The organism is Pseudomonas sp. MF7453, assembly GCF_016405455.1.
GTDB classification, from domain to species: domain Bacteria; phylum Pseudomonadota; class Gammaproteobacteria; order Pseudomonadales; family Pseudomonadaceae; genus Aquipseudomonas; species Aquipseudomonas paralactis.
The window spans coordinates 1-22,204 of the sequence record NZ_JAEKCN010000015.1 but is presented as its reverse complement, the minus strand read 5'-3'; the positions used below and the strand labels follow the sequence as shown (position 1 = coordinate 22,204).

At 59.8% G+C, this 22,204-nt stretch carries 17 protein-coding genes; 10 read left to right on the top strand and 7 right to left on the bottom strand.

What is annotated here, in order from left to right; genetic code table 11:
* Positions 1-72 precede the first annotated feature (72 nt).
* Both JFT63_RS22265 and JFT63_RS22260 read right to left on the bottom strand, forming a co-directional pair.
* Positions 73-1,011: a DnaJ C-terminal domain-containing protein gene (locus tag JFT63_RS22265; RefSeq protein WP_186561802.1), complete on the bottom strand. Its 939-nt coding sequence runs from the start codon at positions 1,009-1,011 to the stop codon at positions 73-75.
* A gap of 230 nt (positions 1,012-1,241) precedes the next feature.
* A complete protein-coding gene (locus JFT63_RS22260) occupies positions 1,242-8,183 on the bottom strand; it encodes an NEL-type E3 ubiquitin ligase domain-containing protein (RefSeq protein WP_198844781.1) in 6,942 nt (2,313 codons plus the stop codon).
* A gap of 168 nt (positions 8,184-8,351) precedes the next feature.
* Between JFT63_RS22260 and JFT63_RS22255 the strand changes: the two genes are divergently transcribed.
* Positions 8,352-9,620 (top strand): Hsp70 family protein, encoded by a 1,269-nt coding sequence (locus JFT63_RS22255; RefSeq protein WP_057702625.1) that lies wholly within the window; start codon positions 8,352-8,354, stop codon positions 9,618-9,620.
* 621 nt (positions 9,621-10,241) lie between these two features.
* Here the strand turns inward: JFT63_RS22255 and JFT63_RS22250 are convergent.
* From JFT63_RS22250 to JFT63_RS22240, 3 genes are all read right to left on the bottom strand, one after another.
* Positions 10,242-11,255 carry an AI-2E family transporter gene (locus tag JFT63_RS22250; RefSeq protein WP_057702623.1) on the bottom strand — a complete coding sequence of 338 codons (1,014 nt, stop codon included), beginning with the start codon at positions 11,253-11,255 and terminating at the stop codon, positions 10,242-10,244.
* 205 nt (positions 11,256-11,460) lie between these two features.
* Entirely contained in the window at positions 11,461-11,760 is a 300-nt protein-coding gene (locus JFT63_RS22245; RefSeq protein WP_057702622.1) for a PsiF family protein, read from the bottom strand.
* A gap of 71 nt (positions 11,761-11,831) precedes the next feature.
* A complete protein-coding gene (locus tag JFT63_RS22240; RefSeq protein WP_186561790.1) occupies positions 11,832-12,620 on the bottom strand; it encodes an AraC family transcriptional regulator in 789 nt (262 codons plus the stop codon).
* Positions 12,621-12,717: 97 nt separating this feature from the next.
* On the opposite strand from JFT63_RS22240, the gene JFT63_RS22235 reads away from it, so the two are divergent.
* The 3 genes from JFT63_RS22235 (at position 12,718) to JFT63_RS22225 (ending at position 15,128) form a co-directional block, all read left to right on the top strand.
* Positions 12,718-13,608: a DMT family transporter gene (locus JFT63_RS22235; RefSeq protein WP_057702620.1), complete on the top strand. Its 891-nt coding sequence runs from the start codon at positions 12,718-12,720 to the stop codon at positions 13,606-13,608.
* A 97-nt stretch (positions 13,609-13,705) separates the two neighbouring features.
* Positions 13,706-14,236 carry a ferritin-like domain-containing protein gene (locus JFT63_RS22230; protein WP_198844780.1) on the top strand — a complete coding sequence of 177 codons (531 nt, stop codon included), beginning with the start codon at positions 13,706-13,708 and terminating at the stop codon, positions 14,234-14,236.
* A 181-nt stretch (positions 14,237-14,417) separates the two neighbouring features.
* Positions 14,418-15,128 (top strand): ribonuclease T2 family protein, encoded by a 711-nt coding sequence (locus JFT63_RS22225; RefSeq protein WP_198844779.1) that lies wholly within the window; start codon positions 14,418-14,420, stop codon positions 15,126-15,128.
* Here the strand turns inward: JFT63_RS22225 and JFT63_RS22220 are convergent.
* Entirely contained in the window at positions 15,125-17,194 is a 2,070-nt protein-coding gene (locus JFT63_RS22220; RefSeq protein ID WP_198844778.1) for an AsmA family protein, read from the bottom strand. The genes JFT63_RS22225 and JFT63_RS22220 overlap by 4 nt on opposite strands.
* A gap of 357 nt (positions 17,195-17,551) precedes the next feature.
* On the opposite strand from JFT63_RS22220, the gene JFT63_RS22215 reads away from it, so the two are divergent.
* Together JFT63_RS22215 and JFT63_RS22210 are read left to right on the top strand one after the other, a co-directional pair.
* Positions 17,552-17,872, top strand: a complete 321-nt coding sequence (locus JFT63_RS22215; RefSeq protein WP_057702616.1) for a hypothetical protein — start codon at positions 17,552-17,554, stop codon at positions 17,870-17,872.
* 151 nt (positions 17,873-18,023) lie between these two features.
* Positions 18,024-18,656 carry a TetR family transcriptional regulator gene (locus JFT63_RS22210; protein WP_057702615.1) on the top strand — a complete coding sequence of 211 codons (633 nt, stop codon included), beginning with the start codon at positions 18,024-18,026 and terminating at the stop codon, positions 18,654-18,656.
* Between the two features lie 4 nt (positions 18,657-18,660).
* Here JFT63_RS22210 and JFT63_RS22205 read toward each other — a convergent pair whose 3' ends face one another.
* Positions 18,661-19,158 (bottom strand): C40 family peptidase, encoded by a 498-nt coding sequence (locus tag JFT63_RS22205; protein WP_198706860.1) that lies wholly within the window; start codon positions 19,156-19,158, stop codon positions 18,661-18,663.
* Positions 19,159-19,495: 337 nt separating this feature from the next.
* Between JFT63_RS22205 and ureE the strand changes: the two genes are divergently transcribed.
* From ureE to JFT63_RS22185, 4 genes are read left to right on the top strand one after another with little or no spacing between them, the layout of a single operon-like run.
* Complete coding sequence (gene ureE / locus JFT63_RS22200; protein WP_005784297.1) at positions 19,496-19,996, top strand: urease accessory protein UreE; 501 nt, start codon at positions 19,496-19,498, stop codon at positions 19,994-19,996.
* Positions 19,993-20,667: an urease accessory protein UreF gene (locus tag JFT63_RS22195; RefSeq protein ID WP_198844777.1), complete on the top strand. Its 675-nt coding sequence runs from the start codon at positions 19,993-19,995 to the stop codon at positions 20,665-20,667. Before ureE ends, JFT63_RS22195 begins: the two co-directional genes overlap by 4 nt.
* Positions 20,668-20,690: 23 nt before the next feature.
* Positions 20,691-21,305, top strand: coding sequence for an urease accessory protein UreG (ureG, locus tag JFT63_RS22190; protein ID WP_003188109.1), 615 nt, complete (start codon positions 20,691-20,693; stop codon positions 21,303-21,305).
* 22 nt (positions 21,306-21,327) lie between these two features.
* Positions 21,328-21,900: a HupE/UreJ family protein gene (locus JFT63_RS22185; RefSeq protein WP_057702613.1), complete on the top strand. Its 573-nt coding sequence runs from the start codon at positions 21,328-21,330 to the stop codon at positions 21,898-21,900.
* Positions 21,901-22,204: the final 304 nt, after the last annotated feature.

Here is a 22,204-nt window from a genome sequence, read left to right as displayed (position 1 = left end):
CTTTTCTTGGAAGAGGTTGTCATCCTAGGCACGCCGTTTTTGCGGCTGGCGCTAACTAAATCAATGACCCGTTCAGAACTGCTCGCGCGGATTGAACGCAGCCTTTTGCGCCAGGGCCTCCCACAATGCCTTGACCTCATCATCCGCCGCCTTGGGCATGACGGCCTTGAGCTGGATGAACAGGTAGCCACGTTGCCCGGCCTTGTTCAGCAAGCCATGTCCCTTGGCGCGCATACGTTGGCCGTTCTGGCTGCCGGCGGGCACCTTGAGGTTGATCTTGCCGGTGAGGGTCGGCACGGCCACTTCCGTGCCCAGCGCCAACTCCCAGGGTGCCAGCGGCAGGTTGATGATCAGGTTTTCGCCGTCCACCTCGAACCTGGGGTGGGGCGCAAACTTGATGATCAGGTACAAATCACCATTGGCCCCGCCGCCAATGCCCGGCGCGCCCTGGGCCTTGAGGCGAATGCGCTCGCCATCGGCCACACCGGCCGGGATCTTCACATTCAGGCTCTTGACGCTATTGCTGACGTGTCGGCCGGAGGCGTCGTATTGCGGCACCTGGAAGCTGATCTGCTTGGACTCGGTCGACAGGGTCTCTTCAAGGGAGACCGACAGCTGCATCTCCACATCCTGGCCCTTGCGCCCGGCAGGACGACGCTGTCCACCACCGAAGGCATCGCCACGCGAGCCGAAGATCGAGCTGAAAAAGTCCGAGAAATCGCCCGCGTCCTGGCCACCGCCAAAACCACCACGGCTCTGCCAGCCCGGCGGCCCCTGGAATGGCTGGCCGTGCTGGCCGTACTTGCGCAGTTCGTCGTATTCGGCGCGCTTGTCGGCGCTTTTCAGCGCCTCATAGGCTTCGGACGCGTCCTTGAACTTGGCTTCGGCGTCCTTTTCCTTGCTGACGTCCGGGTGATATTTGCGCGCCAGCTTGCGATAAGCCGACTTGATCTCTTTGTCGTCAGCCGTGGGCTCGACACCGAGAATCTTGTAATAATCTTTGAAATCCATGGGGGCATCACCATCCGTTATCGATATCGCGCAGCCCGCCACACGGCACGCCATGGCTGGCAGCCTGGGAATTGATGTCAGGGCGCGTCATAAGTTAATCGGCGGCACACAGGGTCAGTGCAATCACTGTGTACCGCCTGGATATGCCCACAAGATTGGGGCAAAACCCGCCCTTTCAAGATGGGATATGGCTATTTACGACGACAGACCCCTTACTTACTTGAGTAGGATCAAGCGAACAGGTTTTTTATTGCCCCCTCAGTGTACTGATAATCCATGCGCAACTCGGTGCCCGCGGCAATGTCTTCAGTGGCAAATACCGCTGTCAGTATCAAATCTTCGCGTTTGGTTCGCGCACCGGGCCCAACCCCCATCCACATGTCTGCTTCGACATTGAAGCCCACCGCTTCAACGTTGTAGCCACTCGGGGCCTGGCGCAACGGTTTGCCCTGTGCGTCATACTCAAAGAGGGTATTGATTCTGGAAATAATATTATCCCCCGACAGGTGGACCGGCTCTTCCACCAGGGTATTGCCTCGCGCGACCATCTTGCGCCCTACCCTCATCGTGTACGTCTGCCCACTGGGTCCGAAGATCCCCCTGGGCAATACCGTTCCGCCGTACACGCCGACGATCTCGCCCTTGGCAATACGCCGGTTGGCAACCACCATGGCCTGGCCTATCAACGCGCGTTCACCGGGTGTCTTCATGTCCTGGGCCGTAAACGAACGTAGCTGGAGTTTCTCTTCATAGCGTGCGCCCACCTGCTCATAGCCCTGAAATTGAATGTAGGGCTTGATCTGCTCCGAGGTGTAGCGCACACCGGGATCTATCGTGACCGCTTGCTCCAATTCTTGAATGCGGATCGCCCTGCCTTGATAGTCTCTGAGCGGGTATTTGCCGTTATTGGCACGGTTATAACTGCCGATGCGATTGGGGCTGGCCGTAAAGTGGATATCGCGACGCATATGCCGCAGTTCCTCCGCCGTGTAGGGCGTTACCGGCATGGACTCCGACGCGTCGAAAAACTCATCGTCGGAGCCCTGCGGCTTCATCCCACCCGCCAAGCCCCTGCGCTTCCAGACCCCATGGATATCGGGCTTGGCTACCACCCCGCTGCTGACCAGCGCCAACGGGTTCTGCGGTGCCTGCACCCGCAAGATGTAATGCTCACCATCGCCCGCATCCGGCATGCTCGCGACAAAATACTGTTTGCCATTGAAATCGATAACTTTAGCCTCAGACAGTTGCAGCGCCTGACCCACAGGCTCCACCAACACTTCAAGGCTCGCAGTTGGCATCAACGCCTGCGCCACTTCATCGCGGGACAGGGTTTGAATCAGCTGTGCTTCTTCGATTGCAAACTGCCCCTGCAATGCTTCGGCCTCACGGTCGAACACCGCTTTGGAGATTGCACCGGACTCGAAATCGCGCAACAACGCATTCATTTGTTCGTGATGGGGTTGGTTCTGCGCCTCGAACCGCGAGCGGTATTTGTTCGCGATGTAGTCTTGCCAGAATTCTCTGGCGAGCATGGCTTGAAACTCATGCACCGAATTATCCAGGCCGATTACCTTATCGTACGCAGCATCCAGCATCGCCTGGCTGACGTTGCCGAAACGAATGAACCTGGCCTGCTGCGCCTGGCCCGGCAAGTCAAGCCGCTCTTTAAGGCCGTAACGATAGGCCAGCCTGATTTCCACTTCTTCCAGAGCCCTTAGAGCGTCGGCTTTCTGCGTCGCCGTCAGATCTTCGCGGCTATTGATCGCAGTCCGGCGCTGGTCGATATCCGTAAGGGCGATCTTTTCCACTTCCTCCAGGCGGAACAAGCCCCTGGACAGCTTCACCAGCGCGGCGCCCTGAGTCGAATCCAACGCCTGGGCCTTGGCATTGCTGGTCATCAGCAGGACTTCCAGATTACCGAAGGTCAACGCGGCACGGTCGCAACACGTCGCCTGGCCCGCCCATTCGAACATCTCCTTGCGCAGCTGCTCCGACTCGGCGCTGTGGTTGGCAATCGCGTCGATCACCTCCCACACTCGCTGCTGCACATCCTCATATTCAGCGGGCGCCACGTTCAGATCTCTGAGCATGTCGAAAAAACCGTCCGAGCCTGGCAGTGCACGCAGGGTAGACCATTGGCTTCGGCGCTGGGCAAGCTGCTGCGTTGACAACCCTCTGGCCCAGCGCTGAAACGGCTCAGAGTCGCCAGTAACGGCCTGCGGCACAGCCACCTCCAAAGCGCTGCGCACCAACCTGTTGGCCGCTCGCTCCGGGTCGGTAAGCCGACGGTTGTAATCGGCGATTCGCGCCTGAGTTTCGGCGGACAAGGGGTTCAGGCCCAGATCAGTGACGCTGGTTACCCGCAGGGATTGCGCCAACGCCTCGTCCGAGGGGGCAATCAGCGCATCGGGCAGCGTTGAAATCCGACTGCCCCTCAGGTACACCGCATCCAGGCTGGGTTGCGCCCCCAGCCCGGTGGGAAAGGTTTCAATATGGGTGTTGCCCATCCCCAGCGAACGCAAATCCGTCATCTGGCTGAAATCCGGCGCGATATCAAGGGGGTTTGAATTGAGGATCAAGGCTCTGAGGGTGCTGCGTGACGCCAGCATCGCAGCCGACTCCGGGTTCAGGCGTATCTGGTTATTTTGCAACGACAGCCGGGTCAGGCCATGCATCTGCCCCAGCGCCGGCGGCAACTCGCGCAATTGGTTGCGCGACATGTCCAGCCAGCGTACGCCTTGATGGCGAGCGAGGAACCCCTCAGGCGAAATACTGAGGTTCATGTCGCTCAGCTTGAGTGAGCCTACGTGGCTGAAGTCCGCATCCAGGTCGGGCAGGCTTGGCAGCGTCAGGCCGCTGAGGTCCAGCTCCAGGCCGAAGGGCTCGCCGTCGCTGGTGAGCTGTTGCGGGGTTTCACGGCGCCAGCAGCGCATGATGCGGTTGTGCGCCAGGTTGCGATCGCGCAGTGACGCGGCATCGGTGGCGCGCTCCCCCACGCGCACATAGCGCTGGCGCTCGCCGCCGCCTGAAAATGCCCACGCGTTCAACTGCCTGAGCAGCACAGAAAACTCCTGCCAGCGCCGGTCCAGCTCGGTATCGACGCCTTCGCCCCAGCTCCAGACAAGCTCCCGGGCCTTTTGCAGGGAATACTCGGGGTACATGTGCTGCACCATTTCCAGGCGTGGGTTTCGGCTGTCAAAGGCACCATCGAGAGCGCCTGACACAAGGTCGGGGCGTGACTGGTTCACGTCCTGCCAATACTTATCGAATGTTTCCCAGTAATCGTGTGGGAAGCGATTGCCTTTAAGCAAGGTGACGTTATTGATCCGCACGATCGTTTCCAGTTGATCTGCCGGCGGAACAAGATTGTCCTGCGGTACCTGCAGCAGTCGATTGTGACGTAAGTCGACGCGCTCCAGCCCAGTCTGCGTCCTCAACCCCGAAGGCCAACGCTCGATTCGGGTGAAAGATAGATTCAGCGATCTTAAATGCGGCATACCGCCGAAATCAGGCAATGTACCCAGCGGATTTTCTGAAAGATCCAGCACTTGCAAGGCATCCAGAGCGCTCAAGCTTGCCGCGCTACGCTCGCTCAGTTTCAGTTCATTGGAGGGCAGTTTCAACGACGTGAGCTGCTTCATATCGCCGATCACCGCCGGCAACTCGACCAACTCGGCGCCAGTCATGCTCAGGCTCTTGATATGCGTGAAATTTTCGAGGAACAACGAGCTGGAGTGCCCCTTCCATGTGAGCCCCGATAACGCCACTTCCTGGACATGACTGAAGTCGGCCTTCAGCGGCGGCAAATCCACCCAGCGAATCTCGTCTTTTGAAAGGCGGATATTCAACTGGCTTCCAGTCTCGCGACGCCAGCAGCGTTTGATTGCATCACTCACACGCCATTCGGCGCTGTAGTACGCCAGGGCATGTGGCCCTCTGGAGCGAGCCCACGCTTTCAAGGATTTTTTCAGGTGGTGGTATTCCAGCTCACGACTGGCCAACCCGCCTGGGACATCTTCGCCCAGCGACTGAATAAACGCGGTGACTTGCTCCTCATTGAATGATGGATACAACCGGCGTACCCGCTCTGCCGGAGAGCGAAGCACATTAGCCGCCACCCTTGCCATATGCCGAAAGCCCGGAGCGCCGCCCATCAAGCGGACCATCGGATCGTACTCGGGCTTGCGCAGCGGGTAGTCCTCCAGCACCGTGCGCAACGCCTGGCGCGAAAGAGGGTTGCGTTGAATCGCCTGCTTCAATTCGACCGCGCTGGCCAACCCGAGACGCTGACGCTCATCGGGCGCGAGTTGCTCCCAGATGGCGCTGTAAAAATCCCCGGGCATGGTTGCCTGGAACTCACCGCTGTCCAGCAGTATCAGGCTGCGCTTGTGCGGGAAGTCGGGGGAGCCAATGGCATCCATCAGCGTGCCCTGCGCCGAATACTGACGCAACTCCACCCGCGAGCCACGGTGCCAGCCCGGCAGGGTTTCCAGGGTACGCAAGGCCAGGCGATGACTGTCGAGGTGGGTCTGAGTGTCCAGGTGCAGCCCTTCGTAGGCGCGCGCCACGCGGGTTTCCTGCGCGCACCATTGAGCCTGCGTGGCCAACCGGTCAGGCAGGCTGCCGCTGCTGCGAAAAGCGGTCAGCTCATCCACAGCAGCGCCTTGCAGCAAGCGTTCGGCGGCCAGCGTCGGCAAGGCCGGGTAGGCATCCAGCACGCGCTGCACATCGGCGTCAGGCGTTGGGTTCAACGCACGGTAACGTTCCTCCAGCAGCGGTCCCTTGAGGCTATCAACGGCATCGCCAAGGTACTGGCGCAGCTTGGCGGCGCGAACGTCCAGCGATTCTTCGGAGCTGCCGGGGAATTCCTTGAGCTGCGGGTCGACACCTTGCAAGGTGTACAGCAGCTCCCTGAGTAAGCGGCCCTGGGCCATGGCGGTCTCGGTCAACACCATCACGCGCTTGGGCAATAGGGGCGACGCATCGGCGCTTTCCCACACGACCTCGCCCGTTGGGCCGATGACTTTCAGCGCTACGCCATCAGGCAGCAGGCCGCGGCGTTGAAGCAGGTCAAACTGCAGTGCCGGCTCGGCCTTCTGGTAGACCAGCGGGTCGCTGCTTTTGATTTGCTCGACAAAGGTGGTCAGTTGCTGATGCAGCTCGAAGCGCTTGATGGTGTCGTCAAGCAACAGCGGCAAGGGTTCATGATCGACCGCAACCTGGCGCAGAGCGTCAGGTTCGACGCCGCTGATACGCAACGGATCCGTCTGCTCGACCAACCCCAGGCGCTTGATCAAGGTGGGTTCGTCCCAGGTCAGCGGCTCTTCCAGCTCATGGGTCCACACCCCGTTATGGTTGTGTTCCAATTCCGGCGCGTAGGCGTCGGGACGAGTCGGGTGCTGGATACGGTACTGGCCGCTCGGGTCTTGCTTGACCTGGTAATGCGTATCCTCGAACGACACCCATTGCTGACCGGCATGATCGTACAGGCCCAACGCATTGGGCTTGACCTCTGGTGCCGGCTTGACGGCAGATGCATAGGGCCTGAGGTCGGGGTTCCACAGTACCTGCTTGCCCGTGGGCAGCGTCACCGGTTTGAGGTGATCCACTGCGCTTTGCCATTTGACGGCGGGCACCACCTTGGACCCCGTGGCAATGAACGCTACGTTCAGGGCTACCGATGAAAAATGCGCCCACATCTGCCGGGGCTCGCCTTGATCGTAGGCCTCGATGCCTTCAAACACTTCGTAGCACATCTGCGATGCGCCCACGGCCAACATGATCGGGCCGAGCCCCGGCACCACGAACGCGGCCAGGTTGAATACGCTGACGGCCGCCTCGAAAAAACCTTCCAGGCGTTCAAGCCGGGCCTTGCGGTCCTCATCCTCGGTGGGCACGGCCACTGCGCGTGCATCGCTCAAGATCTTGCTGATATGCGCCTGGCGACTGCGCTGCCACAGCTCACCGGCAAGGGCGAACTCTTGCATAGGCAAGCGCGCCAACGGCGTGCGCAACGGGTAGTCCGCACCACCATTGCCGTTACTGGCAGGCTGGTACAGACGGTTGAACCGGGTGAAGAACCCGCCTTGTTCGCGCACCGGCACAAAGCGGCTGAAGAAGCGCCGATACGATGCGCTGTGCAGACGGGTACGCAAGTCGGCCATGAATTCGCCACTGGACGCATACTCCTTGAGGGGCTGTTGCGGGTCACCGGGGATGTACACCACCAGAGGCTCGGGGCGGTTGGTGTTTTGCCGATCAGGCCCGATCAGCAGCGGCCCCACCAATACGCTGTCGAACACGTTGAGCGCGGTGTATGTCACAGGCTTCCCGGCCAATTTCGGCGTGGCGGAGCCCGTGACCACATTTTGGAGCATCTGGCAGGCGTCGGCACTGAGCGGTCCGATGCTTTGCAACCGGCCAATATCGATGCACAGTGCCAACTGCTCGCGTTGATGCTCCTCCAACAGCTGTTCAAGCGCCTGGCGTTCATCCGCGTCCTGGGGCTCTACAATGGCCTTGATATGCGCCTGATAAAGCGCGCCAAGGTCCAATGTGCGGCAAAGCCTGGCGAAAGCATGGGGCGTGATCGCCACCGCCTGTGCATGGACGGCCGCGAAGGTCGCAATGATGTGGGGGTTGTCTAGGTTGAAGGTGGTGATCAGTTGGCAATCGGTGCACGACGACGGCTGCTCTTCATCGGCCTCGAAATTGGCCAGGGCCGCTTCCAACAGGGAAATGCCGCGATACCTGTAGCTCAGTGACGGGTCGTTTTGCTGCTCGAAAACAAAGGCGCCGTAGAAGTCATCGCGAGCACCTTTTGAGCCGTATTTGCGCACGAAAAACACATTGCGCACATCCAGTTCCAGGTTGAATTCTTTCTTGATCGCCTCTTTGAGCGGCTGTTCGGCGAAGGTCAGGACGTCTTCAATCTGGCCCAGGTGCTCTTCAATCGCATTGAGCGTTTCGCGAAAGCGCGTGTGCCGGGCAGCCAGCGTGGTTTTGTCTTGGTGAGTGGCGGCCAGGTACCAGGCAGGAATATCCATCTCGTGCGTGCCTAGCTCTTGCTGGCGTTGCGGCGTGCCTTCCATGAACCAGTTCGGCACGCGTTGTTTGAGAAAGTCGTAATGCACGCCGCGCAGGTCGGCGTTGAAGGTTGCATCAGGCATAGCGATTCGTCCGTGAGGGCAGTAAAACCCGAGCCTAACCAAGCCCCTGCCGGTTCAAGACGTAGCTATATAGCGCGATTACGCGCCAATTTACGGATCACCGGTCTACGCATCCGCTCGCGAGTGACATACACTGCGCGGCCGTTTTTTGACCGGAACCTGTAAGACATGAAAAACGAATCTCCAGCCCGTGCCTGCGGCATTGACTTCGGCACGTCCAACTCCACCGTCGGCTGGATCCGCCCCGGCATGGAAACGCTGATCGCGCTGGAGGACGACAAGATCACCCTGCCGTCAGTGGTGTTCTTCAACTTCGAGGAGCGTCGCCCGGTGTACGGTCGCCTGGCGCTGCACGAATACCTGGAGAACTACGAAGGCCGCTTGATGCGCTCGCTCAAGAGCCTGCTGGGTTCCAAGCTGATCAAGCACGACACCAGCGTGCTTGGCACTGCGATGCCATTTACCGACCTGCTGGCACTGTTTATCGGCCAACTCAAGAGCCGTGCCGAGGCCAATGCCGGCCGTGAGTTCGAAGAAGTGGTGCTGGGCCGCCCGGTGTTCTTTGTCGATGACGATCCCATGGCCGACCAGGAAGCGGAAAACACCCTGGTGGATGTAGCGCGCAAGATCGGCTTCAAGGACATCTCGTTCCAGTACGAACCGATTGCGGCGGCGTTCGACTATGAGTCGACCATCGAGAAAGAAGAGTTGGTGCTGATCGTCGATATCGGCGGGGGTACCTCCGACTTTTCCCTGGTGCGCCTGTCGCCGGATCGCCGCCACAACGACAACCGCCAGAGCGACATCCTCGCCACCGGCGGCGTGCACATCGGCGGTACCGACTTTGACAAACAGCTTTCGCTGGCCGGCATGATGCCGCTGTTCGGCTACGGCAGTCGCATGAAAAGCGGCGCCTACATGCCCACCAGCCACCACATGAACCTGGCCACCTGGCACACCATCAACTCGGTGTACTCGCAAAAATCCCAGCTGGCCCTGGGCAGCATGCGCTACGACATCGAAGACACCGGCGGCATCGACCGCCTGTTCAAGCTGATCGAACAGCGCGCCGGGCACTGGCTGGCCATGGAGGTGGAAGAAACCAAGATCCAGCTGACCCAGGCAGACAGCCGCCATGTGCCACTGGACCGGATCGAAGCGGGCCTGAGCGTGGACCTGAGTCGGGCGCTGTTCGAGTCATCCATCGACAACCTGCTCGAACGCGTGCGCGGCAGTGTCACGCAGTTGCTCAATGACGCCTCGGTAAGCGTGGCCCAGGTGGACACGGTGTTCTTCACCGGCGGCTCCAGCGGCATCCCGGCACTGCGCCACAGCATCTCGGCGATGCTGCCGAATGCGCGGCATGTGGAAGGCAATATCTTTGGCAGTATTGGCAGTGGTTTGGCGATTGAGGCGAGCAAGCGCTACGGCAGCTGAATTTCAGCTGAAACCGTGGCGCGCCCACTTGACGGTAACCACGATGCGAAGCGAGCCGCTTTTGATCTTGATCTGCTTTTGATCTTAGGCGCCCCGTTAAACCACGCTGGCCGGAATTCGACAGGGATTTGGGGGGTAAACCGGCAGGGATGCCGGTTTAGCCGCCCCGCGCCATGGATGGCGCGTGGCGGCGGCCCCCCAAATCACTGGCGGATTACGGGCACACCGAGCGCAAGCGAGGTGCCGAGTGGTGGGGCAAGAGCGTTTTGCTTACTTTTGCGCTTCTCAAAAGTGAGACGCCGTCAGGGCGTAACCCTAAGCGGCCGTTACCTAAATAACGGATATGTACGCGGTCAAATCCAACATCCCGGTCGGCTGTCAGGCCGCCTTCGCGAGCAAGCCCGCTCCCACAGTTTGATCGCGGGGCGTCAGATAGATAGGGGCCGGCTGTGAGGCCGTCATCGCAGGCAAGCCAGCTCCCACAATTTGATCGGGTTGTTTCAGGTAGATAGGCTTCGGCTGGCAGGCCGTCATCGCAGGCAAGCCAGCTCCCACAGGTGATCGCATTTCAATGTGGGAGCGGGCTTGCCCGCGATGGCGTCAGCCCAGGCGACACAAGGCTTAAACCATCCCACCCAACTTCAGCTCACTCTTCAGATACGCATAGTAAATCGGCCCCGCCACCACCCCCGGCAACCCGAATGCGGCTTCAAACACCAGCATCGCCAAGAGCAACTCCCACGACTTGGCACTGATCTGCCCGCCGACAATGCGCGCGTTGAGGAAGTACTCGACCTTGTGGATCACAATCAGATACCCCAGCGCCGCCACCGCCACCCAGATCGACAGCGACAACGCGACGATGGTGATCAGGGTGTTGGACATCAGGTTACCGATCACCGGCAGCAGGCCGAGCAGGAAGGTCAGCACAATCAGGGTTTTGGTCAGCGGCAGGTGGATGCCGCACAGCGGCAGCACCACGGCGAGGAACACGGCGGTGAAAGCCGTGTTGAGCGCGGCGATTTTGATTTGGGCGAAAACGATGTTGCGAAACGCCTGGACCAGCAGGTGCAAACGGTCGAACAGCGCGGCGGCCAGGGGTTTGCGTTTGGTCAGATCGGGCACCCGTTGCAGGGCGATGATAGCGCCGAGCACCATGCCGATCAGCAAGGTGACGAACATATGGGCGGCGTCTTTGCCGACCAGTTGCAGCTCGCTCAGGTGTTTGCTCATCCAGTCGCCGATGGCCACGCGAAATTCGGCGGCGCTGGCAGGCAGGTAGGCGTCGATGAATGGCGGTAACTGGCCGCGTGCGCGGTCGACCACACCCATGAATTTATCCAGGGAAGCCCCGGGATTTTCCGCTTCGTGGAGCAGGAAACTGATGGCACCGGCAAAGATCAGGGTGAGCACGCTGACGATCAGGGTGCCGAGCAAGGCCACCGCCAACCAGCGCGCACGCCGGCCTTCGATCAGCCGTTGCAGCTGGGGAGTGAGCATGTTGACCAGTTCATAGACCAACAGACCGGCCAGCAGGCTGGGCAGCAACTTCAGCGGCAACACCAGCAGCAACCCGCCGAAAATGATGATGTAGCTGGCCAGCAACAACATATGACGCTGAGAAAACGTTGGCATACAGCCTCAAAACGAACGGCATTGAAGGATGGGCAGTCTGCCAGCCTTGGAAGAATCAAGCGAGAGCGGGTGTTGTGAATACGATCAAGTGTGGGAGCTGGCTTGCCTGCGATGCGGGCACCTCGGTGTATCCGTCATACCGAGGCGACGCAATCGCAGGCAAGCCAGCTCTCACAGGGGTTCTGCAGCACTCGTGAACTAGCGATCAGCCCTTGAGGCAGGTGCTCATGAATGTCTTACGCGCATCACCGGTCAACGCCTTGGTTTTCGCCGACGCATTGCAGTCCTTCATCTTCTGCTGCTGCGGCGTCAGGGTCTTGGCGTCGTTGGCGGCTGGCGCCGACAGGCAGGTCTTCATGAAAGCCTTGCGGTCATCACCTTTAAGGGTCTTGGTGGTAGCCTCGGCATTGCAGGTGGTCATTTTGTTCTGCTGGGCAGTGGCGGCAAAACCCTGAGAACACATGAGCAGGCCCATCATCAACAACGGAATACGCAACATCTTCATGGAGTTTTCTCCCTGTTACCGTGCCGACGGGCACGGCCTACAGCGCAGTGTAGTCAAAAGCTGTTACAACTTCACCGGCCACGAATATTCGTCCGTCGGTAGTGCTCCGGGGTACAGCCGGCATGGCGTTGGAACATGGCGATAAATGCCGAGGCGGTGCTGTAGCCCAAATCAAACGCCACATGCTGCACGCTACGGTCGCTGTCCAGGGCTTCGATGGCCGCCAGGTAGCGCAGGCGCTGGCGCCATTCGCCAAAGCTCATGCCCAGCTCACGCACAAACTGGCGCGCCAGGGTGCGTTCGCTCACATGCACCTGCTCGGCCCATTGCCCCAGCGGGCGATTGTCGGCGGGTTGCGCCTGCATACCTTCCAAGACCCCCAGCAGGCCGGGGTGGCGGGCGTAGGGCAGGAAGCCGTCGTGGATCGGCGCCTGCTTGAGTTGGTCCACCAGCACCTGGGCCAGGCGGATATCGGCGTCCGATTGCGGGATATTCACGTCGCGCTGGGCAAAATCGCTGAGGATGGCCTTGAGAATGTCGCTGATCGCCAACGTGCACGGCGCTTGCGGCAACTGCTCGCAGAGCGTCGGCGCCAAGCCTACCGAGCGATAGACAATCGCCTGGGCGTTGTAGGAGCTGTGTTCGGTATTGGGCGGGATCCATACCGCGTACTGCGGCGGCGACATAAAACGGCTGCCGGCCACCTCCATGCGCATTACGCCGTTGGCCGAATAGTCCAGCGAACCCCAGCCATGCCGGTGCGGGGTGCATTCGGTATCGGGGGCAAAATCGGAGTAGCGAAAGTACACAGGGCTCGGCAGGCTGGGGAAATCCGCAAGGCGTACGGTATGTCGGGGCATATTGTCTGGATTCAGAGGTCGGTTGTCTGGATTGCAGTATAGGCTTCGATCCAGACAGAGGATAATCGCGCCTCGTCAACACACTGGGTTTCTTTCCATGCAATACGCGTATCCGCTGCTGGCCATCTTTATCTGGGCCGGCAACACCGTGGTCAACAAATTGGCCGTGGGCTCGATCTTCCCGGCTGAAATCGGCTTTTATCGCTGGTTGTTCGCAGCACTGCTGTTCACCCCGTTCATGCTCAAACCGGTCGTAGCCAACTGGCCGCTTATCCGTCCGAACCTGGGCAAGATCTTCATCCTCGGCGTGCTGGGCATGGCGGTGTATCAAAGCCTGGCCTATTACGCCGCCACGCTGACCAGCGCCACCAACATGGGCATCATCCTTTCGCTGATGCCGCTGATGGCGTTGACCGCCGCGATTATCAGCCTGGGCCAACGCCTGACCTTCGGCGCGCTGACCGGCGCAGTGCTGTCGTTCGCCGGTGTGGTGGTAGTGGTGTCGTCCGGCAGCCTGGGCGCGCTGCTGCAACACGGTGTCAACCTGGGCGACGGCATGATGCTGGTGGCGACCCTGGCTTATGCGGTCTACAGCACCCTGTTGAAAAAATGGCAACTGCGCCTGCCGCCGTTGGTGCTGCTGTATTTGCAAGTGCTGGTGGCAGTAGTGGTGCTGTTGCCGCTGTACCTGTTCTCGGCCAAGGCCGGTTTGGGCTGGGCAAATATTCCGCTGGTGCTGTACGCCTGCCTGCTGGCGTCGATGCTGGCACCGCTGGCGTGGATGCACTCGGTCAAGACCCTGGGGCCCAGCCGTACCACGCTGTTTTTCAACCTGTTGCCGCTGATTACCGCGCTGATTGCAGCAGTGGTGTTGAAGGAAGAGTTGGCCCTGTATCACCTGGTAGGCGGCTTGCTGACCCTGGGCGGGGTGATCCTGTCGGAGCGCTGGACCACACCGGTCCGCCGCCCTCAAGACACATCCTGTTAAATCCGATAAAACTTTTCGCCCCTTGCGCGACTCACAACCTGGAGCGATCACGCCGGCAGAGCGTGGCGTAAAACCGGATTAGCCCCAGGAGATTGAAATGACTGAAGCACATTTGACTGACGTTGCAACCCTGCGCAGCCGCGCCCGCCAGAACGTCGAAAACGGTGCCGTGGCCGAAGGTTACGATGCCGACCGTCAAGAAATCATCCGCCTGCTCAACGAGTCGCTGGCCACTGAGCTGGTTTGCGTGTTGCGCTACAAGCGTCACTATTTTATGGCCAACGGCCTGAAAGCCAGCGTAGCGGCCGATGAGTTTCTTGAACACGCCACCCAGGAAGCCGAGCACGCCGACAAACTGGCCGAGCGCATCGTGCAACTGGGCGGCGAGCCGGAGTTCAACCCCGACCTGCTGTCGAAGAACTCCCACGCTCAATATGTGGCAGGCAACTCGCTCAAGGAGATGGTCTACGAAGATCTGGTAGCCGAGCGCATCGCGGTGGACAGCTACCGTGAAATCATCCAGTACATCGGCGACAAAGACCCGACTACCCGTCGCATCTTCGAAGACATCCTGGCCCAGGAAGAAGAACACGCCGATGATATGGCGGATATTCTGCAAGACCTCTGACAGGTCGCCGTTCAAACCCCAGGTGCAAGCCGAGCGCTTCCACCTGGGGTTTTATTCTGTCTATATGCCCACCACCGACCTGTCAGGTTTGACAGTAGATTTTCCAGCGCACCAGCGCTAATTAATACTTCCAACGTTCGCTGACAACACTGTCAGCCGAATGAAAAGGGAGTAACCGCCCATGAAAAACACTTACCTCTTTGCAACGGCGATGGCCACGCTGCTGATCAGTCATGGCGCCTTGGGCCTGGATGCGAATGAGGAGATAACCCCCAGCAGCGAGGGCTACCAATACTTGGTCTACGCGGTAACCTGGCAACCAAGTTTCTGCAAGCTCAAACCGCAGACACCGGGCTGCGATAAACCACCGCAAAAGTTTTTGACTCACGGCATCTGGCCCTATAACAACAGCCTCGGGCAAAAAACCAATCGTCATCCGGCCAATTGCAATACCGCGCCCAGCTGTAAATCATCCACAGAGTGCGATATCAGCGAGGACAAACTCAACCAAATTTCCGGCACCCGCGCAATTGCCGGGCTAGTAACCGCCTCCCCGCAAGGAATGTTCAGATACGAGTGGAAGAAACACGGGACCTGCTCCAATCAAACTGAGACGGACTATTTCAATGACATTGTCAGACTGCGAAAAGCAGTGATGTACCTCGAACCAATGTTTAATACCTGGATAGGTCGTAGCGTGAAGTTCGATCAGCTCAAAAATGCATTCCCGACCCATGCATCTTTCCGCTGTTTTACCCTGGACGGTAAGCAGTACTTGCATGAAGTGTTCTACTCGATCTATCCGGACGGCACCCCCTATAAAGGCGATCCGTCCCTCCAGATCGGTATTCCCTGTGCGCCCCGGGAAACGCTTATCCCCAGTGGCAGTTAACCTTTCACCGTCTTGGGTGCCTTGCCTTCCTTCATCTGCTGCAGCAACGGGGCGCACTCATTGGGCTCTCCGCCGCTCGGAGCGACCAGGGCGAGCAAGCCGGCGGCCGGTCCGGCGATCACACCCAGGGCGACCATGCCTGCTCCACGTAGCGCCAGCGGAATGGCTTTCACGCCAGCATTGGGCTTGATAAACGGCCCGTTGACGTACAGCGGCGAACGCAGCGAGAACAGGCGAAAGCCCTTGGATTCCGGCGTGATGGTCAGGTCCAACTGCTCGGTGGCCATATTCGCGGTGCCGTCGATGTAGATGATGGCGTTCTCGGTATCGAACACAAACAGCCGTGTGGTCGCCAGGCCCGTCTTGATGCCGAAGTCCGCCGCTGCGCAGTTGATCTTCACTTCCTCGTCGCCGAACAGGCGCCCCACCACGTAGTTGCCCACGTTGAGCCCGGCGATTTCCATCAGGCTGCGGCTGATGGCGCCATCGTTGATCAGCATCTTCAGGTCACCGTTGGACGTGCCTAACAGTGCCGCCACCGAGTTGCCGCGCCCGGAAATATCCGCATCGCCGTTGAGTTCACCGAAGCTGGTTTTCATCGGTTCAAACGTCGGGAACAGCTGCTTGAGCTTGAAGTTGCGCGCCGTCAGCTTGGCGCGGCCTTCCATCGGCGTAGTGCGGCCATTCAAGCGAATCTGCGCATCGAGCTTGCCGCCGGCCACACCGAAACGCAGAGGTTCGAGGCTCAGCTGACCGTCGTTGAGCACCAGGTGCGTGTAAAGATCGGTGAAGGGCAAGTCGGCACTGTGCACGATACGCTTGCCGGTGAATTCCACGTCGGCATCCATCTCGCGCCAGCGTTCAGTGCGGAACTCTTCAACCGGCAGCACTTTGGTCGCCGGTTGTTTGCTTTCACCGCCACGGGCTTTTTGCTCGGCATTGGAATCTGCGCCAATCAGCGGCGCCAGGTCATCCATCAGCAGCTGGTTGGATACCAACGCGCCGCTGAGCTTGGGCCGTGGCTGGCTGGCCACATAGGCCAGGTCGCCATGGATGTCGCTGTTGCCGATCTTGCCGTTGAAGTTCTCGTAACGGAAGGAGGCGCCGCTGGTTTCATGCAGCTTGGCGATCAAATGGCCGTCGGTTGAGTAGGCCGGCGAATCAGGCAACGTCACACCGGTCAACGGGTAGAGGTTGCCCAGGCTGCTGCCCGAGAGCTTGAGGCGCAGATCAAGGGCACCGAGGTTAAGCGGGTCGGTCAAGGTGCCAGCCAGGGCGATGCTGGTGTCGGCGACTTTCACCTGGGCTTGCAGCGGGAACGGCTTGGCCGCGTCCTGCAAGGCCAACAGGCCGCCGATCTTGCCGGTGCCGGCGAGTTTCTGGCCGTGATATTGGCCTTTGACCTTGAGGCCGAACGCATAGTCCTGAGGCGCCGAGCCCTTTTCAAGGGCCTTCTTGGCATCGGCGTCACCGACGATTTCGCCGAATGGAATCGGTTTGCCCAGGGGGTCGATGATCACATCCAGCTGAGTCTTGAGGGTTTGATCATCGAGGGTCACATGGCCCTTGTCGAAGCCAATAGCACCGATGTCCACCACCCAGTTGGAGGGTTCGGCGTCGGGGTCCTTGGGATCGAACTTGAACGTCCAGTTGGCACGGCCGTCGGCCAGGCGCTGCAACTGGGCACTGGGTTCGGTGAGGTCAATGCGCGGGATCACTACACGCTGCACCAGCAAAGCCAGGGGTGAAATGCGCAGCTCGACCTTTTTGAGCGTGACCATTTGCGGTTGCTTGGACCAGTCCGGGTTGCCCAGGGTCAGGTCTTCGGCAATCACATGGGGCCACGGCACCCAGGCACGCCAGCCGCCCTCATCGGGTTCGCGCTGCCACACCACCGCGAGGTTGCCGTTGATGGCGAACGGGCGGTGCAGTTCTTCGGAGACCTTGGCATTGAGCGGCGGTTTGATGCGGTTCCAGTCGAAGAACATCAGGAACAGTACCGCGATGGCCATTAACAGAACGAAGCTGGCGCAGCTCCAAGCGACGATTTTACGAGTGCGCGTCATTGCACAGGGCTCCTGAATACGACTGGCTGGGCAACAGCCTTTGACACAGCTTATAGGACTACGACTGGCAAAGTGCCGGAGGGTTTAACCCGACGGCGGATTTAGCCGAAAAAAGCGATTTTCCTGATCAGGCAGACAGATTTCATCATCGACAGCGCACCATTGTTACCCCGGTTCGTGTCGAAAATACCCACCTCGGTGCAAAACCGCGTGCTTGAGAGGCTCGATCTAGAGCCTTTGCAGGGAACAATCAATTCTGTTGATTATTACCATTGTGTTTATGAACTTTTATATCGACTTATCAAGAGTAGCATTAGCCCTGTACCCACTTTATCGCCCTCCCAAGGAGCAACCATCATGAAACGCCAATTACTCGCTACCGTCCTGTTATCTGTCCTGGCTTCGAGCGCCTTTGCCCTGCCAGCCGCCGAACAGGCCACCCCGCAGAACAAAGCACAAACCGTACAGACCAGCCAAACCGTGGCTCGCAGCGGTTCGCAAGAAGATGAAAACCGTGACTACGCCAAAGGTGCTGTAGCTGAGAATGGCTACAACCGCCTGCAAGAGAAAGGTCTGGTAGAAGGTGGTGCTGAACAGGCCAACAAACGCGCTTACACCGAAGGCGTTGCTGAAGGTGGTGCCGACCGTCTGCAAGAACTGCATCAAGCACAGAGCTAAGCCCGTGGTGGCCCAGAAAAAAGCCCGATCTGCCGATCGGGCTTTTGCTTTTATATAGACCGCGTCACGCCTCGCCCCCGCCAAGTTCGACGCCGGCAAAGCGCTTTTGCTAGAGTGCGTCGCTGTACTTGCCGACAAAGCCCATCCGCTCATGCTGCCCCGCGCCGAACAGAAGCAACAGACACGCCTTGCCTTGATGGACGCAGCCCGCCATCTGATGGAGTGTGGCCGTGGTTTTGGCAGCCTGAGCCTGCGCGAAGTGGCCAAGACGGCGGGTATCGTGCCAACCGGTTTCTATCGCCATTTTGCCGACATGGATGAGCTTGGGCTGGTATTGGTCAGCGAAGTCGGCCAGACCTTCCGCGCCACGATCCGCCTGGTGCGCCACAACGAATTCGTGATGGGCGGCATTATCGATGCCTCTGTGCGGATCTTTCTCGATGTGGTGTCGGCCAACCGTTCGCAATTCCTGTTTTTGGCCCGCGAACAATACGGCGGCTGCCTGGCCGTGCGACAAGCCATCGGCGCCCTGCGCGAGGACATCACCCGCGACCTGGCCGCCGACCTGACGCTGATGCCCAAATTGCAGCACCTGGATGCAGAAGGTTTGCATGTGATGGCTGACCTGATCGTCAAAAGCGTATTCGCTACCCTGCCCGATATCATCGACCCACCGGCCCATGCCCTGCCGGCCCACCTCACACCCCAGGCGAAAATCACCCAGCAACTGCGCTTTATCTTTATCGGCCTCAAGCACTGGCAAGGGCTGGGCAGTACCGAATAAGCCCTCAGCCGGCCTTATGAAAACGCTTGGCCGTGGTGTAGTTCTTGCTCCAGTACTTATTGCTCAACGAATCGATACGCACATGCTTGCCGGTACGCGGTGAATGGATGAACTTGCCTTCGCCGATATACAGCCCGACGTGGCTCACCTGCCCTCGCCCGTTGCCCTTGAAAAATACCGCATCGCCCGGTTTTAACGCCGTGCGCTTGATGGTCGCGGCGGTTGAACGATGCATCGCCGCAGTGGTGCGCGGCAGCTGAATGTTGGCCTGGGTCTTGAACAGATAGACCAGGAAACTGCTGCAATCAAACCCCTGCTCGGCAGACGTACCGCCCCACTTGTAGGGGGTGCCGAGCAGTTGATGGGCTCGGTCGATCACATCGTCGACCGAAGACGTGGCATGGGTTGAGGCGAAGCTTGGCGGCTGTTGAAGATTGGCCGAGGCTGACGAGATAACACACGACAGGCCGACAATGACTGAACAGATAAATGACTTGAACATGATGAACATCGCGGTGAATTAAACACGGCGCGAATCTTAAAGAACCATCACGTAAGCCCATGAAGGCCGATTCTTGGGTCTTTGTAGGATAAATCCTTAAAAACTTAATGGATAACTGGATGAAAGAAGTTTCATACAGCACGAGGCTACTTTCAGGAAAAACGCCCTTTTCCAGTGCTATAACCGCTCAAGCGCACCAAACCTGAACACGCCGCACAACCCGTTGATGCCCCATCCAGGCGCCACCACCCGCACCGACAGGAAATTCCTACACCGATAGCGGGTTGGCAAGCCCCTTGCTCTAGCACTGTTATTGCTCATAGCTGGAAGCCTACTGATGCTGGTGATCCACCGCCGAATCGCCCCCCAAGCCCTCTGGGCCGCTGAGTTGCTGCTGAACTTCGAAGCCCGCAGCAAAAGCCGCCTGCGCTGTTTCAGTGCCGACGGTGAAGACGTCGGCCTGTTTTTGGAGCGTGGGCAGCCGCCCTTGCACGATGGCGAGTTTCTGCAAGCTGAAGACGGACGTGTCGTACGCGTTTGCGCCCGTCCTGAACAATTGCTGCACGTCACCTGCCGCAACGCCTTTGAACTGACCCGCGCCGCCTACCACCTGGGTAACCGCCATGTGGCCCTGCAAGTCGGCGACGGCTGGCTGCGCCTGCTTGACGACTACGTGCTCAAGGCGATGCTGGAACAGCTGGGTGCCGACACGCAGACCATCGAGGCGCCGTTCCAACCGGAACATGGCGCCTACGGCGGCGGCCATCATCATTCGCGCCATGGCGACGAAGACTTCAACTATCCGCCCAAGTTGCACCAGTTCGGCGTACGTCTGTGAACCCGGCCTGGGCGCTGTTGCGCCTGGCCAGTCCGCAATTGCCGATTGGCGGCTACAGCTATTCCCAGGGCCTGGAAATGGCTGTGGACAATGGCCGCGTGCAGGATGCCGCGAGCGCAGGGCGCTGGATCAGCGATCAGTTGCTGCTCAACCTGGCGCGCTTCGAAGCGCCGCTGTTGCTCGCCCATTGCCGTGCTGGCGCTGCGCAGGACTGGCCCAGGCTGGCGCAATTGTGCGATGAGCACCGTGCCAGCCGTGAGACCCGCGAGCTGTATCAGGAGAGCCGGCAGATGGGCTACTCCCTGCAGCAACTGCTCAACGGCTTGCCGGAACTGGACAGCGCAGCACGTGAGTTTCTTGCACAACGCGACGAACCGCACCTGGCCCTCGGCTGGGCCCTGGCCGCCCGCGCCTGGGATATCAGCCCCGGCGATGCCCTCGCCGCATGGCTGTGGAGCTGGCTGGAAAACCAATTGGCCGTGCTGATGAAAACCCTGCCCCTGGGCCAGCAAGCCGCACAACGTCTGACCAGCGAACTGCTGCCGCTGCTACAGCAGGCCCAGCATGACGCCGAGCACATTGAGCCTGCGCATCTGGGCAGTGCCGCCTTTGGCCTGTCCCTGGCGTGCATGGCCCACGAGCGCCAGTACAGCCGCCTGTTCCGTTCCTGAAAGTTTTAATGGTGGAGAAGCACATGAACACACAACCCTTGCGCGTCGGTATCGGTGGCCCGGTGGGCTCCGGCAAAACCGCCCTGACCCTGGCCCTGTGCCTGGCCCTGCGTGATCGCTATAACCTGGCGGTGGTTACCAACGACATCTATACCCGTGAAGACGCCGACTTTCTGGTACGCAACCAGGCGCTGGCACCGGAGCGCATTATCGGCGTGGAGACTGGCGGCTGCCCGCATACGGCGATTCGCGAAGATGCCTCGATCAACCTGGAGGCCGTGGACCAGCTCAACCGCCGCTTTCCCGGCCTGGACCTGATTCTGGTGGAATCCGGCGGCGACAACCTCTCGGCCACCTTCAGCCCGGAACTGTCGGACCTGACCATCTACGTGATCGATGTGTCCGCCGGGGACAAGCTGCCACGCAAGGGTGGGCCCGGTATTTGCAAATCCGACTTGCTGGTGATCAACAAGATCGACCTGGCCCCGCTGGTGGGTGCCTCGCTGGAGTTGATGAACAGCGACACCCAGCGGATGCGCAACGGTAAACCCTTTGTGTTCAGCAACCAGAAAACCGGGGTCGGCCTGGACGACATCGTCGCCTTCATCGAACGCCAGGGCTTGCTGACCGCCGCCTGATCAACCCATAAGGAACCTGTCCATGAGCCTCAACAAACTCTTCGCCGCTGCCGCGCTGCTGCTCGTCCCTGCCCTGGCCTTCGCGCATCCGGGCCACGGCGACAATGGCCTGGTGGCCGGTATCAGCCATCCCTTGGGCGGTCTCGATCATTTGCTGGCCATGGTTGCGGTCGGTCTGTGGGCGGCCCAACAAAAAGGCGCCGCGCGCTGGGCGCTGCCGGGTACCTTTGTCGGCACCATGCTGATCGGCGGTGTGCTGGGTTTTGAAGGGCTGCAATTGCCGGCGCTGGAAAGCGGGATTGCCGCATCGGTGCTGGCCTTGGGCCTGGCGGTAGCGTTGGCGGTGCGGCCGCCGCTGTTCGTGGCCGTGGGCGCCACGGCGCTGTTTGCGTTGTTTCACGGCGTGGCCCATGGCCTTGAGTTGCCGGACATGACCAGCCCTTGGGCGTATGCCGCTGGGTTTGTGGGTGCGACTGCGGTGTTGCATGCCGCCGGTTACGCTGTCGTGCGCTTTTTGCCGGCTGCTGCTGCACCCTTGGTGCGGGTGGCCGGGGCGGCTTCGGCGGCGACCGGGGTTTGGTTGTTGGCGGGGTGATTGGCGCCGTGCTTAGGCCTCGTCGGGGCACAGGTATCTACACAACTTTGGTGCGACGCAGGACCTGTGGGAGGGGGATTGCCTCCGATGGCGGCCTGATAGCCGACCAGGATGTTGGACTTTGATCGAGTGCATATCCGTTATTTGGGTCACGGCCGCTATTGGTTCCGCTTTTACAGCCAGCCCTTTCAAGGTCTTCTGTAAAATCCCCTGAAATTTCATTCAGGGGGTACCTAAACGATGTGGGCGGAAGTTCTAGCGCGTTTCGAGAAAAAAGCACCTGCCAGTGTCATGGCCAAACTGG